Origin of the sequence: Candidatus Poriferisocius sp. (assembly GCF_965204145.1) — a bacterium.
GTDB lineage: Bacteria > Actinomycetota > Acidimicrobiia > Acidimicrobiales > Bin134 > Poriferisocius.
On the sequence record NZ_OZ241977.1, the window covers coordinates 773045 to 795116 of the forward strand.

Consider the following 22072-nt stretch of genomic DNA (forward strand, 5'->3'; position numbering starts at 1 on the left):
TTGGGGTAGGGTGGGTTTATGGTGATAAACGTTTACGAGGCCAAGACCCATCTGTCGAAGCTGCTTGAACGGGTTGCTGAAGGGGAAGAACTCGTGTTGGGCAAGGCTGGCAAGCCAATGGCTCGGCTGGTGCCCTACCGGGAGCGGAGGAAGCAACTCGTTCCTGGCCGTTTGGCAGGCAAAATCTGGATTGCCCCTGATTTTGACGAAACACCAGAGGACATCATCGCTGCCTTCGAGGGTGATCTTGACGATGAGAACTGGGAGTGAACCTCCTGCTCGACACCCACGTTCTGCTGTGGTGGGTTCATGGAGAGAGGATTCAGCGGGAAGCTGCCGCGGCAATCGCTGACATCGACAATGTCAAGTTCGTCAGCGCGGCCAGCATATGGGAGATCAGCATCAAGACGGCCCGGGGCAAGTTGAGCGTCGACGAGGCCTTCGACTCGGTAGTCGAGGACGATTTCGAGCCACTCCCCATCACCTATGCCGACGCCCGACTGGCCGGCTCTTTGCCTGATCACCATCGTGACCCGTTCGACCGGATGCTCGTCGCCCAAGCGCTGAATTACGATCTTCTGCTCGTCACCCGAGATCCTCAGATAGGGCTCTACGGAGCCAACATCCTCCCCGCTTGACTCCGAATCCGACAGGGGAGGCGCGAAATCACTTCTGGCGAAGCCCGTAGCTGTTGCCGAGGTCGTCTTGGAAGGCGGCGAACTTCCCCCAGGGCATGTCTCTGAGCTCAAGTTCGATGCTCACACCCCGCTCGACGAGCGTCGCATAGGTGGCCTCGATGTCATCGCACTCGAAAACGATGCTGGCCCGCTGGGATTCCCAGCCCTTCATCATCTTGCGGGGATACAGCACCAAGGCTGTAGCCGCGCCCGGCGGACCAACCTCCACCCACCGCTCCGCCCCCATCGCCCGATCCACCCGCACCTCAAATCCCACCTTGTCCACCCAGAACCCCAAAGACGCATCCGTGTCTTCCACATAAACAGCAACCGTCGCAGCCGCAGTGATCATGGGGCCTCCTTTGTATCCCTGCCGGTAGTCAGTTCCGACAGACTAGAAGCGAGTGATCCGAGAAGGATTCGTGTCGAGGACCTCATACACACGGCTGTGGTGATCGGTCCACTTAGCAGCTTCAGGGGACAACATGTCCAGGATCCACAGGATCTTCTTATAGTCAGTGGCGAGGTCTCGCTGGAAGATGGGCTCATGGTGCGCGATTCGATTCCGCAGCGTGCGCAACCTGTTGAGTTGGTTATGCAGTTCCTTACGGTTCTGCTTTGGAGCAAAGAGAAGGTGTAGTTCTGTACGCCATAGCCGCTCTTCGTATCTCCTGGCGAAAAGGGCTACCCAGAATCCGAAGTTGAGTTCGGCCACGACCTGGCCTGCCGTCCATGGCATCTCCAACTTTTCTGTTGCCCTCACGACGCTTCGCACTTCGTTTTCCTCTAGCAGACTGGCATCTTCGAACCACCGGTCATTGAAGCGAGCAGCCAGGGTGTCATGCACGGCGTTTCGCAAGACGACTTCGAGAGTTTGCAATGGCCCATGAAAGGCACCACCAAGCGCGACGTTTCGAGCGTATAGGCGCATTGCACGTCTGCGGTCGCCCGAGGCGTGCCGAAGATAGGTGCCAAATCTCTCGACCGAAATGACAGAACTGAGCGATTCTAGAGATTGGCTGCTGTATCGGTACTGGGTCGGAGTGCTACTTGTCATGCTGTCTGCTAAAATCCTCTATGTACGCTCCATGTGGGCCTCTCACCTTTGGTGATGCTCCTGGTAGCAGACATTTGAGGGCTGGGTGGCACCGATTGGTGCCACCCAGCCCGGCTCGTTTTAGTGGGTTGGCTCTGTGTTGGCTGCATGTGAGGTGGGTTCTGGAGGCTTGGCCGACGTGGACGTTGTTTGGGTCGCCCTCTCTTCTTTGTCGCCATAGACCAAATCCAGAGCAAGGCGCATTAGATCCAGCCATTGCGAACGTTCTGATGGCGAAAAGGGCTTGGCGTCAGGCAGTTTTGACCAGAGCCCGGTAAGCAGCGGATCAGACGGTCCAAGCTGTTCCTGCTCCTGCCCCTGATCCTGGGAACCGGCACTAGGAGCAGGGGGTATTTCTTCAGACTCGTCAGCCACATCGGATCCAGAGCCATGGTCTGATGCAGATGGACGGACTAGCCGATCCTTGCCTGCTGCGAAAAATCCTGCCGAACTGGCCGACCGCTGGAATGCTTGTCGAGCCTTCGCTACAGACTTATCCGAAACCCCCAACGAGCACATCTCTGCCTCGAGGCCCTCATCAGGTGGAAGTAGCTGCCCGGCGAACTTGTCGTGCAGTGTTCGGTAGAGAGGGACTTCAAGGAACGCCTCCACCTTTGCTGAATCCCGTTGCCGCGGGTCCACGATAGCCGTGCCGAGCTCGGTCAGTGACGCCAGTTTGTTTCGAGATTCAATCAGGCCGAACATCTTCGCCGCCGACACCTGTCCTCGGAACTTGCTACTTGACCTGGTAGTTCCGAGCCAAGCGGCAAGCTGCGTAAGCTCGCAGGAAGTTCCACCCTTGCTGCGGATCGTTTCAGCTAGGCGAATTGCCTCATCAAGGTTCTCGTAGGGGAAGCCGATTCTGGCCCGTGCTGTGTCGGAGTCTTGGGCCAGAGGCGGACCGTGAGTCATTGTCTGTCCTTCACCTGAAGCTGTCATTGCATCCTCCATCACGCCGTTGGTCACCACAGGTTAGCCGACCGCCGGCGCTTCGCAACAGTATATTGAGAAAATGCCGCACTTTGTCTACCTCACAAATCGTTCCATGCGGCATATCGTGGACATGGGGGTCCCGTATGCTGCACAGGGCAGCACTTTGCTGGGCATGCTGCGCCTTCTAGCATCAGGGGGACAACAGGGCGCTTTAGTGCTTCTTCGGCATGGCTTGGATGCAAGACGCCATGTTGTCGGCGAGATCTTCCTCTACATGAACTGTCACTGCCTTGGGGTAGCTTGCAGACGTGAGCGATAGGGGCGGCGGGGAGCTGTTCATTGTTGACAACAGTGTGTCGGGGTGGACGGGGCTTGAGTACCTCCAACAGTGGACTGACTTAGCCGACTCGTTCGATGTCGCCACGGGGTTCTTCGAGATTGGGGCGCTGCTGGCTCTTGATGGCAAGTGGCAGCAGCTTGACAAGATCCGCATTCTCATGGGTGACGAGGTTTCGCTAAAGACCCGCAAGGCATTTGTCGACGCCCTAAGTCACCGAGTTGGACGGCTGGACGGGAGTCTGGAGTCCGAGAAGGACGACAACCCCTTCCTGGAAGGCGTTGAGGCAGTGGTCGAGGCCCTGAAGGAGGGCAAGATCGAGTGCCGGGTGTACAAGCAGGACAAGTTCCACGCCAAGGCCTACATCACCCACGCCAAGCTCGACGTGGTTGGGGCCAAGGCGCTCGTCGGCTCCAGCAACTTCACCGGGGCCGGGCTGACCAAGAACGTTGAGCTCAACATCCAAATCCAGAGCGGCCGGGAGGTGGCCGAGCTCCAGGACTGGTTCGACATTCACTGGGATCAGGCTGAAGAGGTCACCGAGGACATGCTGAGGACCATCACTCGCCACACGGCGGAGTTCACTCCTTTCGATGTCTACGCCAAGGCCCTCCACGAGTTCTTCCGGGGCCGAGAACTCACTGCCGGCGAGTGGGACGAGGCCCACTCACGGATGTTCCCCCACCTCGACCAGTACCAGCGCGAGGCCTACTGGTCGTTGATGAAGATCGCCCGCCAGTACGGAGGGGCATTCCTCTGCGACGGCGTGGGTCTGGGCAAGACCTTCGTCGGGCTGATGCTGGTGGAGAGGCTGGTGCTCCATGAGAACAAGCGGGTCGTGATATTTGCCCCTAAAGCGGCCAGGGAGGGCGTGTGGGAACCTCACCTGCGCCGCTGGCTACCACACATCGGCGGTTTCGATGGCGGTGCCGATTTTTCGAACCTCTTATTGTTCAACCACACCGACCTGAACCGCCCCAGCGAATTGGAGCGGTTCGAACGCATTTCCGAACTGGCTGATGCCGTGGTCATCGACGAGGCCCACCACTTCCGCAATCCCGGACGCCGAGGCCGCCGCCCCGAATCTCCCAATGAACCCGATATTCGATCTCGCTACTGGCATCTCTTCGACTTTCTGGATGCCAAGACACGTCCCAAGCAGGTGTTCATGCTCACCGCCACGCCGGTCAACAACCGTTTGGCCGATTTCCGCCACATGGTTGAGCTATTCACTCACCGCGACGACGCCTACTTCTCCCAGACCCTGGGCGTCCACAGCCTCACCGGGCGCTTCAACGTGATGGAACGCCAGCTGAAGGCGCTGTTGGGCGGACAGGAGGGCACGCTCTTTGAGGGGTTCACATCTGAGGCCAGGGAGGCTCTGTCAGGCAACGAGATTTTCGGCGCGTTGGTAGTCCAGCGCAGCCGGGCATACGCCAAAGCCAGCCAAGTTCAGGAGCGAGGGGAGTCGTCAGCGTTTCCCGAACGCCGTCCTCCCAAGGTGGCCGAGTACTCCCTTCGTTCTTCCTACGGAGAAGTGCTTGACCGTTTAGAGAAGGCCTTTGAGAAGAAGGACCCCCTCTTCTCGTTGGCCATTTACTACCCGCTGGCCTATTACATCGGCCCCGACGACAGCATCGATGCCTTCGAGGAGAACCGCCAGAAGCAGGTTGTCGGCCTCATTCGCACATTGTTCCTCAAGCGATTCGAAAGCTCGGTCTACGCCTTCGAAAAGTCGCTCGATCTACTGCTGCGGAAGCTCCTGGCCTTTGTCGAGGTACACAGCGAGACCGAGTCGGAGAAGAAGCGCTACGACCGCTGGAAGCGCCTGCACGCTTCGGCCATCGGCTACCACCCCGATAGCCAGCTCGGTATTCCGTTTGCTGATGAAGACGAGGAAGCAGATGCCGATGAGGACGTCATACCCCCGGAGTTGCTTGATGCTGCCGCCGACAACCAACTGTCCCGCGACGAATATGACGTACCGGAGATTCTGAGCGAGGTATTTCTCGACCTCGACCAGATCACCCAGTTCCTAGAGCTCACCAGCCGGTTCACGCCGGCACAGGATGACAAGCTCAAGAAACTCACGCGGTTGCTTCGCAGCAAAGACCTGGTCGACCGGAAAGTCTTGGTGTTCACCGAATTTGCCGACACTGCTCGCTATGTCGCTCTTCACTTAAAGGAGGCAGGCATCGACGGTGTGGAGCAGATCGACGGAGGATCGACGGTGAATCGGGCCGACATCATCCGCCGGTTCGCCCCCTACTACAACGCCAGCAGCTCAGAAGAGCTGGCTGCCAACGGTGGCAAGGAGATCAGGGTGCTGGTGTCGACTGACGTGTTGTCGGAAGGTCTCAATCTCCAAGACGCCAGCCGGCTCGTCAACTACGACATCCACTGGAACCCCGTGCGGCTCATGCAGCGCATCGGTCGTGTAGACCGGCGCATGAATCCCGAGGTCGAGTCTCGCATGGTTGCGGACCATCCAGAGCTAGCTGGTGAGCGGGAGCAAGTGCTGTTCTGGAACTTCCTGCCGCCCGACGACCTCAAGAAGATGCTCACCCTGTACGAGCGGGTCACCCACAAGACACTCCTAATCTCGAAAACGATGGGCATAGAGGGGCGCAAGCTCCTCACCCCTGAAGACGACTATGAGGCGCTGAAGGAGTTCAATGCCTCCTACGAGGGTGCCCGCACCGCGGTTGAGGACATGCATCTGGAGTACCAGACCCTAATGAAGGAGCACCCGGAGTTGGCCGAGCGGCTCGACGAATTTCCCGGCTCAGTTTTCTCAGGCCGCAAGAAGCTCAGTAGAGGGGCCCGAGGGGTATTCTTCTGCTACGGGCTGCCTGCGCTCGACACAGAGCAGCAGATGTACACCCTGGAAGCAGGTCCCACTAGGTGGTACCTGTGGGACCTCGACCAAGAGAGAGTCTTGGAATCGCCGGGGGAGATCATCGAGTGCATCCGCTCCAAGCCCAACACCCCTCGCCGCTGCATCGCCGATAGGCCAACCCTGACTGATGCTCGCAAACTGGTGGTCAGCCATGTCCGAGACACCTACCTCAAGCAAGTAAACGTTCCCCTAGACGCCCCTAAACCCAAGTTGATGTGCTGGATGGAGCTGAACTGATGCCCACTGCGCTCCAAGACCGTATTGAAGCGTTGCGGGGCATCCGCACCTTTGCCCAAGTCTCTGTCTACTTGCGAGATGAGCTGGGTTGGCCTCTAGAAGGCGCAGACCTAGAAGACGACAATCTGGAAGACAGCACCTACAACTGGGACCCTGCCGAACTTGGCATCGCAGAAGACAAGCTCCCGGACCTCACTCGTCTTCAGCAGATGCGCCCGCTTACCGCTGGTCAGCCTTGGGGGATCTTCCTTGTGGAATTTGGCGGTCCGCGGTTGCCGATTACCCAGCTCCGGAGACTTCTCCAAGCGCTTGTCACTCGAAAGCGGCAGATGAGCAGAGGGAATCGCCCGTCTTGGAGCCTCGACGATCTGCTGTTCATCGTGTTCACCGGCAACGGTCCGACGGTTGAGATGCACTTCATCGCGTTCTTTGACGAAGGAGAGCGTCTCCCGAGAATCAGGTCGCTTGCTTGGCGACCGATTCATTCGCCCCATCCGTATCTGACTCGGCTTGCTGAAGAGCTCCTGCCGGCACTGGAGTGGCCTGAAGACCCCAGTGAGCCAAGTCTCTGGAAGACGCAGTGGAGAGAGGCCTTCAAACTCCGTCCCGGTCAGGAGATCGGGGATGCTTCTCGACTGGCCGACCGCATGGCTCGTACGGCGAGTGACCTGAGGGACCAGATTGCAGAAGCGCTGAGGCAAGAGAAGGGTGCTGGGCCGTTCTCCACGCTGATGGATGAGGTTCGAACTCAGCTCGTATCCGATGTCAATGCCACTCGATTTGCTGACATGTGCGCTCAGACCTTGGTCTACGGAACGCTCACGAGTCGGATCACCGACCCGGAGGGCTTTGGCTCTTCTCCGATCTTCTCAGCAGTTCCTCTAGCCAATCCGTTTCTAGCTGCCTTCTTTGAGCAGGTCCATGACGAAGCAGCTTCGCTCGATATGGCAGGCAGCGGAATCGAGCAATTCGTGGCCGACTTGAGGGCAACAAACGTCGAGTCAATTCTCGACCGGTTCGGTTCCACCGCCAAAGGTGGTGACCCTGTCATCCACTTCTATGAGGAATTCCTAAAGAAGTACGACGCCGAATTGAGGGCCAATGCTGGGGCGTTCTACACCCCCCAGCCCGTGGTCGATTTCATTGTGAGAGCTACCGACGAGGTCTTGAGGACTCGGTTTGGCCTGCCACTGGGAGTTGCCGACCCATCGACGTGGGGCGAAGTCGCCGAGCGGAACGGCTTTGATGTGCCCGAAGGAATTGATGGCGAAAGGCCGTTCATCTCCGTGCTCGATCCAGCTACTGGAACAGGGACCTTTCTGGTTGCCTGGCTGCGGATGGCCAAGGAGTCATTTGTGGCGCAAACCGGCTCAACGGATGGTTGGCCAGGTCACTTGCGCGAACATGTCCTGCCTCAAATGCACGCCTTCGAGCTGATGCTTGGTCCTTACGCCATTGCCCACCTCAAGGTGGCGTTGGAACTGCACGGTGAAGGCGTTGCCGATAGCGGTGCCCGGGTGCTTCTTACGGACACTCTTGATCACGCCCCTCGCCAAGGTCAGCTCGAAATTGAATGCGACCCGGTCGCCGAAGAAGGTAAACGCGCTGCAGAGTTGAAGGAGTCAGAGCGCTTCTCAGTCGTAATTGGTAACCCGCCCTACGACCGCGAGGAACACGCAGAAGGTCATTCTGGCAGCAGAAAAGGGGGAGTCGTCCGATACGGCGCCCCTGGCGTTACGCCCTGGTTTGATGCTGAAACGGCAAAGTGGAGGACTGGGCGTGCCAAGAAGAACGGCAATGCGCCTTTGCTCGACACCGTTACCGACCCAATGAGGGCGGCTGGTCAAGGTGTCCACATCAAGAACGTCTATAACGACTACATCTACTTCTGGGTGTGGGCCGTATGGCAGGCCACTCAGCTTCCTTCCGGTCCCGGTGTTGTTGCGTTCATCACCGCTTCGTCGTATCTCGACGGGAAGATCAGCGGAGTCCGCAATCTACTGCGCCACGCGTTCGATGAGCTGTGGATTGTCGACCTCGGCGGCGAGGGACGTGGCGCCCAGAAAGAAGAAAACGTATTCGACATCCAGATACAAGTGGCCATAACCGTAGGTGTTCGGACTAGTGCCGCTCGCTCCGATGCCTGCTCCGTCCGCTATCACCGCGTCATAGGCACAAGGGAAGAGAAACTGTCTGAGCTAAGGAAGCTCTCGTTGGGAGACATCTGTGAGCAGGTGGCTGGTGACCGTTTGGACCGCCTGACCCCTCAGAGTGACGCTCAGTACTACGACTGGCCCCAGCTCTCCGACCTCTTCCCATGGGTCCACTCAGGTTGTCAGCTAAAGCGCACTTGGCCAATCGGTGAGACAAGAGCATTGCTGGAAAGGCGATGGCGGGAAGTAGTGGCAGCCGTCCCGCGTCATCGAGGAGAAATGCTCAGAGAAACCGGGTTTCGAAACCTCGAGAGCACGCCAATGCCTCTGCTTGATGGTCGCACACCGCTACGGCCACTTGGCCTACTTGACCGAGGTGATGAACCAGAAGGCATAGTGGAGTACGGCTTCAGGAGCTTTGATCGGCAATGGATTATCGCTGACCATCGACTGGCTGACAGAGCAAGGCCTGATTTGTGGAGTGCATTAGGGCCGGACCAGCTTTTCCTTGCCACGCTGACTACCACCAAGCTTGGTCATGGTCCTGTGATCACAGTCAGCCCCTACGTTCCCGATCTTCACTATTTCAGCGGTCGTGGAGCGAAGGACGTGATTCCGCTGTATCGCGACAGTAGGGGAAGTGACGCCAACATCACGGAAGGGCTTCTCGAATCCCTGGGCCAACAGCTCAACATTGAAGCCACAGCGGAGGATCTTCTGGCCTACATCTACGCTCTGGGGGCAACTACCACGTTCAGTGAACGTTTCGCCGATGAGCTAGCCGAGGGAGCAAGTCCCGTACATATACCGATCACCACCAATGCGGATCTCTTCTATCAAGCTGTGGAATTGGGCCGCGATCTGGTGTGGTGGCACACCTGGGGGGAGCGATTCGCCCCATTCGGTCAACCACACCTCCCCGCAGCACCCACCCAGGAAATCACCACCGTGGAGGGAATGCCCGAAAAATTCGCCTACGATCCTGAAGCCCGAACCCTGACCATCGGTACTGGCACCTTCGCCCCAGTAGCACCCGAAGTCTGGGAGTTCGAAGTCTCTGGTCTCAAAGTCCTCCCCTCATGGCTCGGCTACCGCATACAAGCCCGCAAAGGCAAGAAGTCCAGCCCCCTCGACGACATCCGCCCCACCCAGTGGACCCAAACCGAAGAACTCCTCCGTCTCCTCGCCATCCTCGATCACACCATCCAAGTCACCCCCACGGCCGCCAAACTCCTAGACGACATTCTCACCTCCCCCCTCATCCTCGCCACCGACCTCCCCACCCCAACCCCCGCCCAAGGCAAGCCCTCTAAATGAACCGCTTGCAAGGTGAGCTACTCACATGTTATTTATCCAGCCAGATATTAGTGTTGTGGAGTTCAAAAGGAACGCCTAGAAAGTAATTTTTGGAGTGGCACTGCAATGAGCAGACCATATTTTGGACTCAGAAAACATCGCCGTCACCAAGCCGAGCTTGAAGAATCTGGCACGCAACTTTGGACTGACAGGTTGACTCCTCCGGTCCGTGTCCAGTTCACCCACATAATCAAGAGCTTTGAAGAACAATACTACCTAAAGCGTCGGATGCCAGATGTTGTTCGAGACGTGAGCTTCCAATTTGGTTTTATCGATCTATCTCATGCCTTTGCTTTTCGTGCCTTATCATCATATGAGCAGGTGCTCAATGCGATCTTGCTTGAAGACTGTGGAGAAGATGTAGTCTTTTCTTTATTGGAAGCAGTCTGGGATATAGTACCCGAATACGAGGGAACTTATGCGGCTAATCCACGTGATATGTATTCCAGTGAATTGCGTGAGGTATTGGAGGATGGCAGGATTTCCTATGACTTTGTTGAGGGAAATATTATTACACGCGGTGAGCAAGAGATGCATGTTGAGGTTGTCGTTCCTGCGATAACACTGCTATCGGGCCGTTCTGGCTTCGAAGACGCGGAGCGAAATTACATGGATGCTCTAACCTCGATACGAGAAAGTCGTTTTGATGACGCTGTCACCGATGCTGCTTCTGCCGTTGAAGTGACCCTGCGAATTATGGGATGTGGTGAAGCAACAACAACGTTTGAGAAACGTGGTTCTATAGCCATAGAAAGAGATCTGCTTGCTTCCTACGATAAGCGATTGCTTGGCTGGATCACAGCAACCAGAGGTGCAGAGGGAGACGCCCATGGACGAGGCGCCCAGACAGCACGCGCCGACGCTTGGCTAGTGGTTCATGTTGCCGGCGCACTGATACTACGTCTTGTCGACGGCCCGAACCGCGGCCTTCAGCAAGTGGTATAGCATGTCAGGCAATTGGGGAGCCGAGGCAGAGCAGGAAGCTCGTTCTTGGATTGGGGAGTATGGATTACCTGACTTTGTGTACAAACCGAGAAGATCAGGTGGTCGTGAGATCAGCGATGGCATTGTTGCGGTTGCTGACAGGGGGCTGATTCTAGAAACAAAGGCACGTGAACCCCAGCGAGTAGATTCGCCAGAAGTCGCTAGAAGATGGTTGGACAACAGAATTAGTAAAGCAATTCAGCAAATCCAAATATCTCGCGAGTTGCTATCACAAGAAAACGACATAGTATTCCGATCCTACAGAAGTGATCCTGAAAGTTCCCATTCTCAAGGTAGCTATTACAAGAGACAGTTTCCTTCGCATATGCACTGGCAAGGCGTAGTCTTGATTGAGCATGATAATTTACCTGATGGATATACCCCTGCCTTGCAGGAATATATCGCAATTATGACCGTAAGTGATTGGCAAGCTCTGTGCTATAGACTTAGATCAGCATTTCATGTAATTGAGTATGTCCGACGAGTAATAGAATCTAGCTTGTCATGTGCGCTCGGAGATGAGCATTCTCGCTATGGTAATTTTGTTTTGGCGGACAGTGATTCAGCAGAGCAACTTGGAGGCAGCCCTATGCTTCCTAATGCAAATGTTGGTAGGGATGATATCGCATATCTGGAGATGGTACTGGAATGGGTTCACGAAGATTTCACTCATCGTGAAGAGAATGCCCCACTATCCTGGCAATCATCAGACGAATACAGGCTTCTTGCAGAACAAGTTGACAAACTTCCTGTTCATACAAAAGTCAAATTTGGAAAGGGCATGTGTCGAATTATCGAGAAGGCCTCAGAGCAGGGTCACACTGCCGTGACTAAGCTTATTCCATCTGGTGACCAAGCTAGGTTTATCTTCTTTGCTGATAGCATGTTTAACTGGCCTGATGCCGATTCATTGACTGCTCATCTGTTCGCCCTGACTGCAGTCCGGCATGAAGAGCTAAAGCAAGCTATTCCCGACAACCCGCAGCCGACTCTTCTGTTGGCACGATTGGCTGGTGGCCATGAGGGAGAGGTTCGTAGGACATATTGTTTCATTGACGGCAGGGATGACTTGGGAGTGCCGGAAGAAGTTCGGGATGCAATAACCAGGCGGTACGGCGAACTCAATCTACCAATGCAACCGGGTTAGTTGGTTTCCAGGATTATCTCAACAGTTTGCTCCCGGCAGCATGCAGAGCGATCAGGATGCGAGTTGCAATATCTGGGCGAGGCCTTCGTCGACTTGGCGCATAGTTGCACCACTCAGGGTTGTGCCGGTCCAGTCAGTCAGACGAGACTTGTCGAGCGTGATGAGCTGGGAGAGGTTGATGATCGAGTCTCGTTCCAAACCGGAGTCGCTGGCGGGCAACTCAACGATGCCGGGTGTGCCCAAGAGGTGAACGTTGGACGAGATAGCAGCGGCGATAGCAGTGCTGATTCTGCCCTGGTTGAAGTCGTCAGCAGAAACAACCAGTACTGGCCGTCGATAGCCGGGTTCGGAACCGGCAGGTGTGGGCAGGTCTACCCAGTAGACGTCGCCTCGCTGGATCACCAATCCTCGCGGACAGCTTCGGACTGCAAAAGTGCCAAGCCAGGGTCGAGGGTGGAGTCGTGCTCGCTGTAGACCTCGTTGAGCACTTGGGTGACCTTCTCGCTGGGCCAGTCCAGCCATTCGGGGCGGCTGGGGCCGCTAGACGGCTGATCGGGGGCATCTTGAGCGTGGACGAGCATCTTCAGGGCTTGGGCGTAGAGGTCTGAGCGGGATTGGTCTTGGCGGCAGGCGAGTGATTCCACCTGCTCGTAGAGATCATCAGGAATGGTGACGTTCACGTTCACGGCCCCAGCATACCGAGGACAAGGGTCAGGCTGGCAGGAACCGGGAGTGAGTCAGCGGCGCAGATCATCGCGGAGGGTCTTCACGAGGTCAACGAGGTCGTTGATGGTTCCGTCTCGGGCAGCGCGACGGACGGTGTAGCCAAGTTGGCTGTCGTTGGAGATGTGTTCTTTGGCGTGCCTTACCGCGGCGTCAAAGTCAAGGCCGCGATCCAACGGCAACTCGCTTGGCGGGCAGGATGTCTGCTTGTCGGCCCTGACTGGCTTGCGGGAGCGGGCGGTAGATGAAGGTGCAGGAGGCGGTTCCGAGGTATTGCACATACTTTGGAGTCGGACTTCGGGGCGGCGCTTGATGAGGAGTGTTTGGCCGAAGTCGGCCTGAACCCATTGCCATGCGAAGTCCTTGCGGGATGACCACGACATTTCGATATCGAGTGCCTTCACCGGGCCGAGACCTTCGACAGCGAGTTGGCCGTTGTCTGCCACTAGTGCATCAGCCTGGGCCTGCGGTGCCGCCCAGGTGAGGATGTCGGGGTATTGGTAGCTGTCGGTCTGTTGACCTTGGGAAAAGGCCGTCAGGCGGTCGGCCTCGGCTAACAAGTAGGCACTGTCGAGAGGATCCTCGGGGGGCTGGGAGGTGACATTGCAGGCCCCTAGCAGCGCGCCGGCCATTGTGGCGATGGTGTCGGTGTCCGTTCCTAGTTCGGTAGCAGCGATCAACATGCCCTCGTGGGGGTTGGGGGCGGTCGCTGCCAGGGCCGCGGCGACGACAGGGGTGAGAATGCCGCTTCCTTTCTGGTGTTCGGCCTGGAGTTCGAGCTGGTTGCATACTGCTGGGTAGGCATCGGCGAAATGTTCGGCGCCATCGGTGGCGGCAGCCGCTTGGTGGATGGCATTGCAGAGTTCGTGGACGGTGGTCTGCCACTGGCTCCGAAACGACTTCTCGGCCGCACGTTCCCATAGGCCGACCCACATGGTGCTGAGACTCTGATGGCTCTCCATCAGAGAGTGGACATCACCTAGTCCGACCGCGATCTCCGCACACTCATCCAGGGTCGGGGGAGTGCCGCTCCGCAGGCAGTGGGCCAGTGTCGAAGCGTGGAAGCAGGCGCCGAGGATCGCCCGAGGGTGACTATGAGTACAGATGCTGTCTGCAATCACATCCAGCAGGTAGCCATCTTGGAGATCAGGGGATGCCCATACATGGGGCTGGATTCGCATGGCGGCACCGTTCCCTCCGGCGTCGTGCCAACCAGAAAAGGTGTTGGCATACCACGGGGTATTATGCGCTGCGAGGTTCTTGGCAGCGGCCTTGGAGGCCCGTCCGCCGCCGAGGGCGTAGGACGGCCAAACCGGCAGCTCGATACGGGCAAATGTCTCCACGTCGAAGCCGTGGTTGCCTATCGACCGGCTCACGGCCATCCGAAGTTGGGTGTCGTCAGACCAGCACCCGGCGGGCAACTCCACATTCACGCCTCCACGGCCACCGACCCGCCGCGTCCAGGCCATCAGCCGGTTGAGTGGAGCCCCGCGGGTCCTGCGTCTGAGACCTTTTTCGTCCGTCAACTCGCTGATAAACCCCAGCGCATCGCCATAGGCCGCCCACAGCATGGAGCTCCGAGTCCGAGCAGCCCGATCGTCGGCGGAATTGCTGGAGGGGTAGATGAGTTCCGTCTGCGCTTGGGAAGGTTCGATCTTCGTCGTCATCGGAAGGCCTCCGGTGCTAGGACAATATCGGGCTTGCAGGGGAGCTTGGGGCCGAAAACGCCCAATGAGCCCGCCACCGCATCAAGGGTGGTTTCATCGTTCACAGTGATGGTGTGGAGGTGATCCAAGGTGAGGGCGAATGGATAAAGAGCCTCTGCCTGGGGATCTGTGGTCTGGTTCGGTTGCCTCCCACTGCCCGATAAGGGCGGAACTCTCCCCGCACACGCGGGGGTAAGGTGATCCCATGCTGCCTGAGAGGCAACTGTTACGCAGGTCGTCCGCCGCTTGGGCGCAGGTCATCCGGCTGGTGGACGAGACGTTGAGCGCTGCCCAGGACGCGGATGAGGCCGAGCACGCTCAATTGGTGGCGGTGGCTAGTCTGGTGACGGCACTGCTGAACTGTGAAGACAGGGATTCTGTCGGGCACGCGCTGATCCATGTGATTGAGGACGCGTTGGTGGCGGTGGCCAACCCGAAGTTTGACGAGAAGTTGGAAACGGCGCTTGGCTTTTGGGGCATCGTCAATGAGGAGGTCTCAGAATGGTGATGATCTGCTGGCCGAGCGGTAGTCGCATCTCAGGTTCGTGCTGCGCCGGTCTGAGAAAACGGTGGCCGAGTACCGGCGGGCGTTGACGGCGTCGGCTACGGGATTTAGAGCCGAGTTCCCGATCGGAGGGTGACGGGCTCACCCTTGGCGGCTCGGTCCGCGAGCTCGCGCAGCCCCTCGGCATCCAGCGAGCCCTTCAAGGCCTTCTCAGCGAAGTGCGGCTCCGCGGCCCGAATCTCGGCTTCCTCTAGCCGCTTGTACGCTTCCGACAGCCTCTCCTCGCTAAGAAGGTCGTCGAGTCCCATCCACGGTTTCAGCAGCCAGCTCTCGGAGGTGTTCCAGCGCATCGCCGGGTGCTCCCAGTCGACAAAATTCAAGTCAACATTGGCGGCCATGACGAGTACCCAGAACACTTCCGTCTGCACGGCAGGCGAATTGAACCTGTTCACCACCGTGGCGATGTCAGGCATCAACGCGAGCAGTTGCTTCATCTGCTTGTCGGCCACAGCTCCCTCCACCCGATCAAAGGTGCCCATCTATCTTACCCAGACCTCGGCCTCTGCTGTCCGGCCTTGAGCAGGGTCAAAATTGGGCTACACCCAGTTAGGTAAGTTTGGGCGGTGGTTGAGGCGGTGTTGTTTGACATGGGTGGGGTGATCATGTCGGGGCCTTGGGAGGGGTTTGCGGCTTATGAGCGGGAGAATGGGCTGCCGGAGGGGTTGATCCGGCGGATCAACTCGACTGATCCGGATAGCAATGCTTGGGCGCGGATGGAGCGGGGGGAGATTGGGCTGGAGGAATTTGCCGAGGCGTTTGAGGCGGAGGCGGCAGCGTTGGGGTATCGGGTGGATGGGATGGCGGTGCTCAATGGGCTGGGTGGGGAGATTCGGCCGGAGGTGGCTGAGGCGGTGCGGCGGTGCTCGGAGCGGCTGAAGACGGGGCTTTTGACCAATAACTATTCGCCGATGGCGTCGTCGGAGCGGTCGGCGGAGATGGCCGAGCTGATGGGGTGGTTCGACGTGGTGATCGAATCGTCGGTGGTGGGGGTGCGCAAGCCTGATCCGGCGTTCTACACGATGGCTTGTGAGGCGCTGGACGTGGTGCCGTCGGCGTGTGTGTTCCTCGACGACTTGGGGGTGAACCTCAAGCCGGCTCGGGCCATGGGGATGACCACCATCAAAGTGGTCGATCCCGATGAGGCATTAGCCGAATTGGAGGCTGTGGTGGGGTTTTCGCTCAGGGGTTGAGGCGGAGGGCGGAGTTGATCTCGGCTCGGAGTTCGGGGATGCCCTGGCCTTTGGTTGCGCTGGTCCAGATGACATCGCCGGGGGCGACGCCGAGTCCCTTGGCCAACTCAGCTTTTCGGGCGCCCCGTTGGGACGATTTCACTTTGTCGGCTTTGGTGGCCACCGGTTGCAGGGGTACGTCGTGGTGCGCCAGCCATTCCACGGTTTGGAGGTCGAGGGGGGTGGGGCCGATGAGGCCGTCCACCAGCAGCAGCACCTCCACCAGGGTGGGGCGGTCGATCAGATAGCCGTCCATCATCTTCTGCCATCCGACCCGCTGCGCCTTGGGGGCCTTGGCGAAGCCGTAGCCCGGCAGGTCTACCAGCCAGCGGCCGGGCTCACCTTCCAGCTCGAAAATGTTGAGCAGCCGGGTGGCTCCCGGGGCCTTGGACGTGCGGGCCAGGCCCTTGCGGTTGGCCACCGCATTTAGGAGCGACGACTTGCCCACATTGGAGCGCCCTACCAACGCCACCTCGCAGCGGGACTCGGGCAACTGGCTGGCATCGCTGGCCGACCGCAGAAAATGCAGGGCCAGCGGCTTGGACATTCTCAAAGGCTACCGGCCCCTTCGTCGGGCCTAGTTGAGGTTTGCCAGCGGCTAGCTGTTCAAAACCTCGATGTCGAGGAGGTCGCCGAAGCGCTCGAGGGCGGCGGCTCGGCGGGTGGGGATGTGCTCGGTGGGGGGGCCGTCCACCGCGGCGTACTCCTTGAGGGTGCGGCGGGCGATGGACACCTTGTGCACCTCATCGGCACCGTCCACCAGCCGGGAGGCTCGGGCGTTGCGGTACATCTCCTCGAGGGGCATGTCGGCGGAGTAGCCCAGAGCGCCGTGGACCTGGATGGACCGGTCGATGGCGTTGTACAGCATCTTGGTGCCGTACACCTTGATCATGGCGATCTCGGTGCGCGACGCCGATGAGCCGTGCTTGTCCATGTGCCAGGCGGCGTGCAGGCACAGCAGCCGGGCCGAGGCGATGTCGATGCGGGTCTCGGCGATGAAGTCCTGCACCATCTGCTTCTCGGCCAGAAGGCTCCCGTGGGCGTACCGGGACAGGGCCCGCTCGCACATCATGTCCAGCGCCCGCTGCGACTGGCCGATCCAGCGCATGGCGTGGTGGATGCGGCCGGGCCCGAGGCGCTTTTGGGCCAGCACGAACCCGTCGCCGGGATTGCCGATCAGGTTCTCGGCGGGCACCCGCACGTCTCGGTAGACCACCTCGGAGTGGCCCATGGGGTGGCGGGCGAACTGGCCCGGGTAGGGGTGGTGCATGTTGGGCACGTCCCGCACGATCTCCAGGCCGGGGGTGTCGGTGGGCACCACGATCATGGACGACCCCTGGTAGGGGTGGACGTCGGGGTTGGTCACCACCATGGCGATCAGGAAATCGGCCCCCGACCCGCCGGAGGTGAACCACTTGTGGCCGTTGATCACCCAGGTGTCGCCGTCGCGCACCGCTTTGGTCTCCAACAAGGTGGGGTCGGAGCCGGCGGTGTCGGGCTCGGTCATGGAGAACCCCGAGCGCAGCTCGCCGGCCAAAAGCGGCTCCATCCAGCGCTTCTTCTGCTCCTCGTTGCCGCCGATGGCCAACAGCTCGGCGTTGCCCGAGTCGGGGGCGTTGTTGCCGAAGATGGCCGGCGCGATCGACGACCGGCCCAGAATCTCGTGCATCAACCCCAGCTTCACTTGGCCGAAGCCCTGGCCTCCCAGCTCGGGGTCGAGATGGCAGGCCCACAGCCCCCGGTCCTTCACCTGCTGCTTCAGGGGCGCGGTCAGGGCATTCCACTGGTCGTCGGTCACCTCCAGATCGATGGTCTCCAGCGGCAGGATGTGCTCGTCCAGGAATGCCCGGGTCCAATCCAGTTGCTCCTGGAACTCGGGCTCGGTCTCAAAATCCCAGGCCATGGTGCTGTTTCTTTCGGTTGGAGATGAGGGCTCGCCGGTCGGCTAAACGGCCAGCTGCGACAGGCCGGCGCCGTTGTCGCACATGATGCGGCGGATGTCGTCGTCGCTGAACCCGTCGAGGTCGTCCACGAACGACACCGGGTCGGCCAGGCCCTCGGCGTGGGGGAAGTCGGAGCCGAACAGCATGTGGTCGGTGCCGATCAGCCCGGCCAGCTCGTGCAGGTCGTCCTCGTAGTAGGGCGACACCCACACCTGGTTGCGGAACGTCTCCACCGGGTCCTCGTCGAAGGCATAGCGGTGCTGGCCGTAGGTCTTGGCCAGCTTCTGGATGAGGGGCCGCACCCAATAGGAGCCGGTCTCGATGGTGGCCACCCGCAGGTTGGGGAACCGCACCAGCACCCCGTCGGCCAGAAGCGAGGCCATGGTGTCGCTGATGGGGGAGTGCGACAGCAGGCTCTGGAGGGGGTTGTAGCGGAAGGCCTCGGTCTCGGTGCCGAGCCCCCAGCGGTGGTTCATGAACGAGTAGCCCGAGTCGCCGGAGTGGAAGGCCACGCACACGCCGTGGTCGTTGAGGTACTGCCACACCGGGTCGTGGTCGGGATGGCCCAGCGAGCGGTAGTTGCCGTGGCCGTCGGGCACCGAGGTGGCCCTGAAGTTCACCAGCCGCAGACCCCGGCCGATGGCCCACTCCAGCTCGCCCAGCGCCCAGTCCACGTCAACCAGGCTCAGGTACAGGGCGGTGAAAAGGCGCTCCTGGTAGGAGAAGCCCCAGTCTTCGTCGAGCCAGCGGTTGAACGCCCCGAACGCCGCGGTGATGGCCCCGAGGTCGTCTTCCAGGCAGGCCTCCATGCCCACGCCCAGGGTGGGGAACATGAAGCAGCCGCCCAGGCCCTGGGAGTCCATGAGAGCCAGGCGGGCGTCGCGGTTGCGGTAGGCGGGGCTGATGGGGTCGAGCTCGCCGAAGGCCTCCCGCATGTCGCTGGCCGAGGTCTTGGCCCGGAAGTACTCGTCGAGGATGCCGGGCTTGGCCACCGGGTCGAAGGTGGGGTTGGGGATGAACCGGTTGATCCGACCGGCCACGATCAGCCGCTGCTTGCCCCCGATGTCGGCCCATTGCATGCAGCGCTTGGCCATCTTGGGGTCGATGTGACGGGTGAAGGCGTCGGTGGCCTCGTAGTAGTGGTTGTCGGCGTCGAAGGCGAGATATCCGAGCTCAGTCATGGCTCTATTCTGGCTTGTTTGCTCGGCAATCGACCACCGGCGGAACCGTGTCGGGCCGTTTTTCAGCAGACCACCACGATGCGACCGGTGGTGAGGCGGTCTTCCATCTGCTCAAGGGCGGCGGGCAGCTCCTCGAAGGGCACGGTGCCGCCCACCAGCGGGGCGATCCGCCCCTCGGACAGCCGCTCGCAGAGCTCTTCGTGGATCCGGTCGCCCAGTGATCGGGGGTTGATGTTGAACCCGGCCATGCCGCCGTAGAGCGCCGGGTTGCTGCTGTAGGCCAAGAGAACCCCTCCGATCGAAACTTGGGAGAAGCACAACAGCCTCGGGGGAAGGCCGACGGCGTCCTCGGCCTCGATCTTGCTGGCGAAGCCGATGATCATCAGCCGCCCGCCCCGAGTCATGCACCGTATAGAGGCTTCGGTAACTTCGCCCCCCACGCCGTCGAACACCAGATCGACGCCAGCTCCACCGGTGATGTCCCGTACCTCAGTGGCGAAGTCTCCGTCCCGGTAGTTCACCGCGGCTTCGGCCCCTAGGGAGCGCACAAACTCGCACTTGTCCTCGCTGCCCGCGGTGCCGATCACCCGGGCCCCGGCGTCCACGGCCAGCTGCACCGCGGCCGAGCCCACCCCGCCAGCGGCGGCGTGGATCAGCACCCACTCTCCCGGCTGGACCTGGCCCCGCTCGTGCAAGCCCAGCCATGACAGGTGGAAGGGGAAGAAGAATGCGGCCGCCTCGGTGTCGTCCAGCGACTCGGGAGCGTCGAACACCATGTCGGGCTGGCAGATCACCTTGTCGGCGTAGCCCCCGAAGGCGCTCTCGGCGGTGGCATGAACCCGGCGCCCGAGCCACTCCTCGGCCCCATCTCCCACGGCGTCAACCGTGCCCAGCACCTCCATCCCCAGGGTGTAGGGGAGGTCGGGGTTCACGGTGCGGTAGCGCCCGTGGCAGCCGTCGATCTCGTTGAAGTTCAGCACCGTCCGAGTGGGCGCCACCCGGATCTTTCCCGTCTCCGGCACCGGCTCGTCAATGTCGTCCAGCCGCAGCGCCTCCGACGGCCTCCCATATTGATGTACACGCCAAGCTCGCACGGCAGCGCAGCTTACCGACGTGGAGGCGAAGGTCTACTTTCTGGATGGGGCCCAGCTGAAGGTTCGCATCGCGATGGCAATGGCACCGATACCCCAGATAGCCAGCACCAACGAGGCTCCGAGGGGTATGCCGTCAGCTATCGGGTCGTAGGCCGCAACCAAGAACTCGACGAGGGCTTGGACGGGGAAGAGGGACACAAGAGTCTCCAGCCAACCGGGGATGTTGATGCTTGGGTCGAAGACGCCGGAGACCAGCGCAAGGGGGAGATAGGTGGCGTGAGTGATGGGTCCAGCGGCGTCGGCATGGGAGATGGCCGAACTGAGTGCGAGGCCGAGAGCGGCGAAACAAATGATGCCGAGAACGAGGCCGAGCGCGAGTGCCAATGATCCTTCTGCTCGGGGCGATACACCAAAGGCGATGAGTCCCAGGAGGAGGGTTGCGGCACTGGCCAACAGTGTGGTGACCAAAGTGCTGAGGAGTTGCGCCATTAGATACGCCCGCGGATCGAGTGGCGTGGTCCGAATTCTCTTCAAGACTCCGTCTGCTCTAAGAACGGCTAGACGGGAGGCCAGATTGGCATAGGCAGAGACGATCACCGCGAAAGCGAGCACTCCGGGCACCACCAGATCGATGGCGTTGATATCCGTTCGATCACCGATCTCGTCGCCCGAGTTGACGGCGCCGAGCAACGCCAGCAGCAAGAGCGGGAGCATAAATGTGAAGAAGGCATAGTCGGGATTCCGCCAGAAAGCGCGCTGTTCCAGCTTCGCTTGGCGGCCCAATCGGGCGAGGAGCGTCGTCATCGTGATGCCGGCCTCGTCGGGTCCGGTTGCCTTTCGACCAGCGCGAGGTAGGCCTGCTCAAGGCTGGGCGGCTGAACTCGAAGGGTGGCGTAGATGCGCTGCGACGCGTGCTCGTCGAGCGTCTCTAGTCGACGAACAAGGGTGCGGACATCGTCGATCTGTCCTTCCACGACCTCCTCGATTGCAGCAAGCCCAGGGAATTCGCGAGCAAGCCGCTCGGCTTCTTTGGCTGGCGCCTGAAATGAGACCGTGACCCCCAGACTGGCCAGTTGGGCCAGTTCCTGAGTGCTGCCGATCGCACCGGTAGCGCCGTCTAGGAGCACCGCGATCCGGTCAGCAAGGCGCTCGGCCTCGTCCAGATAGTGGGTGGTGAGCAAGATGGTCTTGCCCAGGTCGCGCAGATCCGCGATCGCCTGCCAACATCGCGCCCGTGCCTCAGGGTCGAAGCCAGTGGTCGGCTCGTCGAGGAAGATGACTTCCGGATCCCCGCAAACGGCCAATGCGAAGTCAAGTCGGCGGCGCTGTCCGCCGGAGAGCTTGCGAACCAACTTCGTCTCGTCGCTGCGGAGGCCGACGAGATCGAGAATGTCGCCGTAGGGCAGCGGTTCGTCATAGTAAGACCGCCAGGTGTCGATCATCTCGCCCACGCGAAAGAACTTGGGGAATCCACTTTCCTGAAGCACAACCCCGACGCGTCGGCGGAGAGTGTCGCCAGAAGTGAGCGGGTCGTGCTCGAGGACCCGGACAGTTCCAGCGTCGGGTGTGAGGAACCCCTCAAGAATCTCCAGAGTGGTGGTCTTCCCAGCGCCATTCGGGCCAAGCAGGCAGAAGATCTCCCCCTGCTCGATTGAGAATGAGAGCTCTCGCAAAACCGACTGGGTACCAAATGACTTTGAGACGCGGTCAACCTCGACCACCGTCGTCACAAACACGCTCCTAGCGCGGCCTCGATCATTTGCCGGCCGTCATTTGAATGCGTCATTGCCAATTGCGCTATCTCCCAATTTG

The 22072-nt window shown here is 60.0% G+C and carries 21 protein-coding genes; 8 read left to right on the top strand and 13 right to left on the bottom strand.

Translation table 11 applies throughout. The features are described from left to right. Window positions 1-18: 18 nt before the first annotated feature. The gene (locus ACOGI7_RS03380) at window positions 19-270 is read left to right on the top strand and encodes a type II toxin-antitoxin system Phd/YefM family antitoxin (protein ID WP_419850512.1); all 252 of its coding nucleotides are present in this window, start codon (window positions 19-21) and stop codon (window positions 268-270) included. Next, window positions 267-638, top strand: a complete 372-nt coding sequence (locus ACOGI7_RS03385) for a type II toxin-antitoxin system VapC family toxin (protein WP_419850513.1) — start codon at window positions 267-269, stop codon at window positions 636-638. The genes ACOGI7_RS03380 and ACOGI7_RS03385 overlap by 4 nt, the downstream gene beginning before the upstream one ends. Before the next feature lie 28 nt (window positions 639-666). On the opposite strand, the gene ACOGI7_RS03390 is transcribed toward ACOGI7_RS03385, so the two are convergent. The 3 genes from ACOGI7_RS03390 to ACOGI7_RS03400 all read right to left on the bottom strand — a co-directional run bounded on the left by ACOGI7_RS03390 (window position 667) and on the right by ACOGI7_RS03400 (window position 2739). Further along, window positions 667-1029, bottom strand: a complete 363-nt coding sequence (locus ACOGI7_RS03390) for a VOC family protein (RefSeq protein ID WP_419850514.1) — start codon at window positions 1027-1029, stop codon at window positions 667-669. Between the two features lie 42 nt (window positions 1030-1071). Then, window positions 1072-1734, bottom strand: a complete 663-nt coding sequence (locus ACOGI7_RS03395) for a hypothetical protein (protein ID WP_419850515.1) — start codon at window positions 1732-1734, stop codon at window positions 1072-1074. A gap of 120 nt (window positions 1735-1854) precedes the next feature. After that, entirely contained in the window at window positions 1855-2739 is an 885-nt protein-coding gene (locus ACOGI7_RS03400; protein ID WP_419850516.1) for a hypothetical protein, read from the bottom strand. 275 nt (window positions 2740-3014) lie between these two features. Between ACOGI7_RS03400 and ACOGI7_RS03405 the strand changes: the two genes are divergently transcribed. The 4 genes from ACOGI7_RS03405 to ACOGI7_RS03420 all read left to right on the top strand — a co-directional run bounded on the left by ACOGI7_RS03405 (window position 3015) and on the right by ACOGI7_RS03420 (window position 11819). Then, a complete protein-coding gene (locus ACOGI7_RS03405) occupies window positions 3015-6179 on the top strand; it encodes a helicase-related protein (protein ID WP_419850517.1) in 3165 nt (1054 codons plus the stop codon). Beyond that, entirely contained in the window at window positions 6179-9649 is a 3471-nt protein-coding gene (locus ACOGI7_RS03410) for a type ISP restriction/modification enzyme (protein ID WP_419850518.1), read from the top strand. Before ACOGI7_RS03405 ends, ACOGI7_RS03410 begins: the two co-directional genes overlap by 1 nt. Window positions 9650-9754: 105 nt before the next feature. After that, on the top strand, window positions 9755-10633 hold the full coding sequence (locus ACOGI7_RS03415) for a hypothetical protein (RefSeq protein WP_419850519.1): 879 nt from the start codon (window positions 9755-9757) through the stop codon (window positions 10631-10633). 1 nt (window position 10634) lies between these two features. After that, on the top strand, window positions 10635-11819 hold the full coding sequence (locus ACOGI7_RS03420; RefSeq protein WP_419850520.1) for a hypothetical protein: 1185 nt from the start codon (window positions 10635-10637) through the stop codon (window positions 11817-11819). Window positions 11820-11870: 51 nt separating this feature from the next. On the opposite strand, the gene ACOGI7_RS03425 is transcribed toward ACOGI7_RS03420, so the two are convergent. The 3 genes from ACOGI7_RS03425 to ACOGI7_RS03435 are packed head-to-tail and all read right to left on the bottom strand — an operon-like array spanning window position 11871 to window position 14209. Next, entirely contained in the window at window positions 11871-12221 is a 351-nt protein-coding gene (locus ACOGI7_RS03425; RefSeq protein ID WP_419850521.1) for a type II toxin-antitoxin system PemK/MazF family toxin, read from the bottom strand. Then, window positions 12218-12505 (bottom strand): ribbon-helix-helix protein, CopG family, encoded by a 288-nt coding sequence (locus tag ACOGI7_RS03430; RefSeq protein WP_419850522.1) that lies wholly within the window; start codon window positions 12503-12505, stop codon window positions 12218-12220. Before ACOGI7_RS03430 ends, ACOGI7_RS03425 begins: the two co-directional genes overlap by 4 nt. Window positions 12506-12556: 51 nt before the next feature. Beyond that, window positions 12557-14209, bottom strand: coding sequence for an ADP-ribosylglycohydrolase family protein (locus ACOGI7_RS03435; protein WP_419850523.1), 1653 nt, complete (start codon window positions 14207-14209; stop codon window positions 12557-12559). A gap of 244 nt (window positions 14210-14453) precedes the next feature. On the opposite strand from ACOGI7_RS03435, the gene ACOGI7_RS03440 reads away from it, so the two are divergent. After that, complete coding sequence (locus tag ACOGI7_RS03440; RefSeq protein ID WP_419850524.1) at window positions 14454-14756, top strand: hypothetical protein; 303 nt, start codon at window positions 14454-14456, stop codon at window positions 14754-14756. A gap of 104 nt (window positions 14757-14860) precedes the next feature. Here the strand turns inward: ACOGI7_RS03440 and ACOGI7_RS03445 are convergent, their stop codons facing one another. After that, on the bottom strand, window positions 14861-15262 hold the full coding sequence (locus tag ACOGI7_RS03445; RefSeq protein WP_419850525.1) for a hypothetical protein: 402 nt from the start codon (window positions 15260-15262) through the stop codon (window positions 14861-14863). 114 nt (window positions 15263-15376) lie between these two features. On the opposite strand from ACOGI7_RS03445, the gene ACOGI7_RS03450 reads away from it, so the two are divergent. Beyond that, on the top strand, window positions 15377-16003 hold the full coding sequence (locus ACOGI7_RS03450) for an HAD-IA family hydrolase (RefSeq protein ID WP_419850526.1): 627 nt from the start codon (window positions 15377-15379) through the stop codon (window positions 16001-16003). On the opposite strand, the gene yihA is transcribed toward ACOGI7_RS03450, so the two are convergent. The 6 genes from yihA to ACOGI7_RS03480 all read right to left on the bottom strand — a co-directional run bounded on the left by yihA (window position 15993) and on the right by ACOGI7_RS03480 (window position 21990). Further along, window positions 15993-16589 carry a ribosome biogenesis GTP-binding protein YihA/YsxC gene (gene yihA / locus ACOGI7_RS03455; RefSeq protein WP_419850527.1) on the bottom strand — a complete coding sequence of 199 codons (597 nt, stop codon included), beginning with the start codon at window positions 16587-16589 and terminating at the stop codon, window positions 15993-15995. The genes ACOGI7_RS03450 and yihA overlap by 11 nt on opposite strands. A 51-nt stretch (window positions 16590-16640) precedes the next feature. Continuing rightward, on the bottom strand, window positions 16641-17945 hold the full coding sequence (locus ACOGI7_RS03460) for an acyl-CoA dehydrogenase family protein (RefSeq protein WP_419850528.1): 1305 nt from the start codon (window positions 17943-17945) through the stop codon (window positions 16641-16643). A gap of 42 nt (window positions 17946-17987) precedes the next feature. After that, on the bottom strand, window positions 17988-19166 hold the full coding sequence (locus tag ACOGI7_RS03465) for an amidohydrolase family protein (protein WP_419850529.1): 1179 nt from the start codon (window positions 19164-19166) through the stop codon (window positions 17988-17990). 62 nt (window positions 19167-19228) lie between these two features. Then, on the bottom strand, window positions 19229-20260 hold the full coding sequence (locus ACOGI7_RS03470) for an NADPH:quinone oxidoreductase family protein (RefSeq protein WP_419850530.1): 1032 nt from the start codon (window positions 20258-20260) through the stop codon (window positions 19229-19231). A gap of 33 nt (window positions 20261-20293) precedes the next feature. Beyond that, a complete protein-coding gene (locus ACOGI7_RS03475; RefSeq protein WP_419850531.1) occupies window positions 20294-21064 on the bottom strand; it encodes an ABC transporter permease in 771 nt (256 codons plus the stop codon). After that, on the bottom strand, window positions 21061-21990 hold the full coding sequence (locus ACOGI7_RS03480; RefSeq protein WP_419850532.1) for an ABC transporter ATP-binding protein: 930 nt from the start codon (window positions 21988-21990) through the stop codon (window positions 21061-21063). Before ACOGI7_RS03480 ends, ACOGI7_RS03475 begins: the two co-directional genes overlap by 4 nt. Between the last annotated feature and the right edge of the window lie 82 nt (window positions 21991-22072).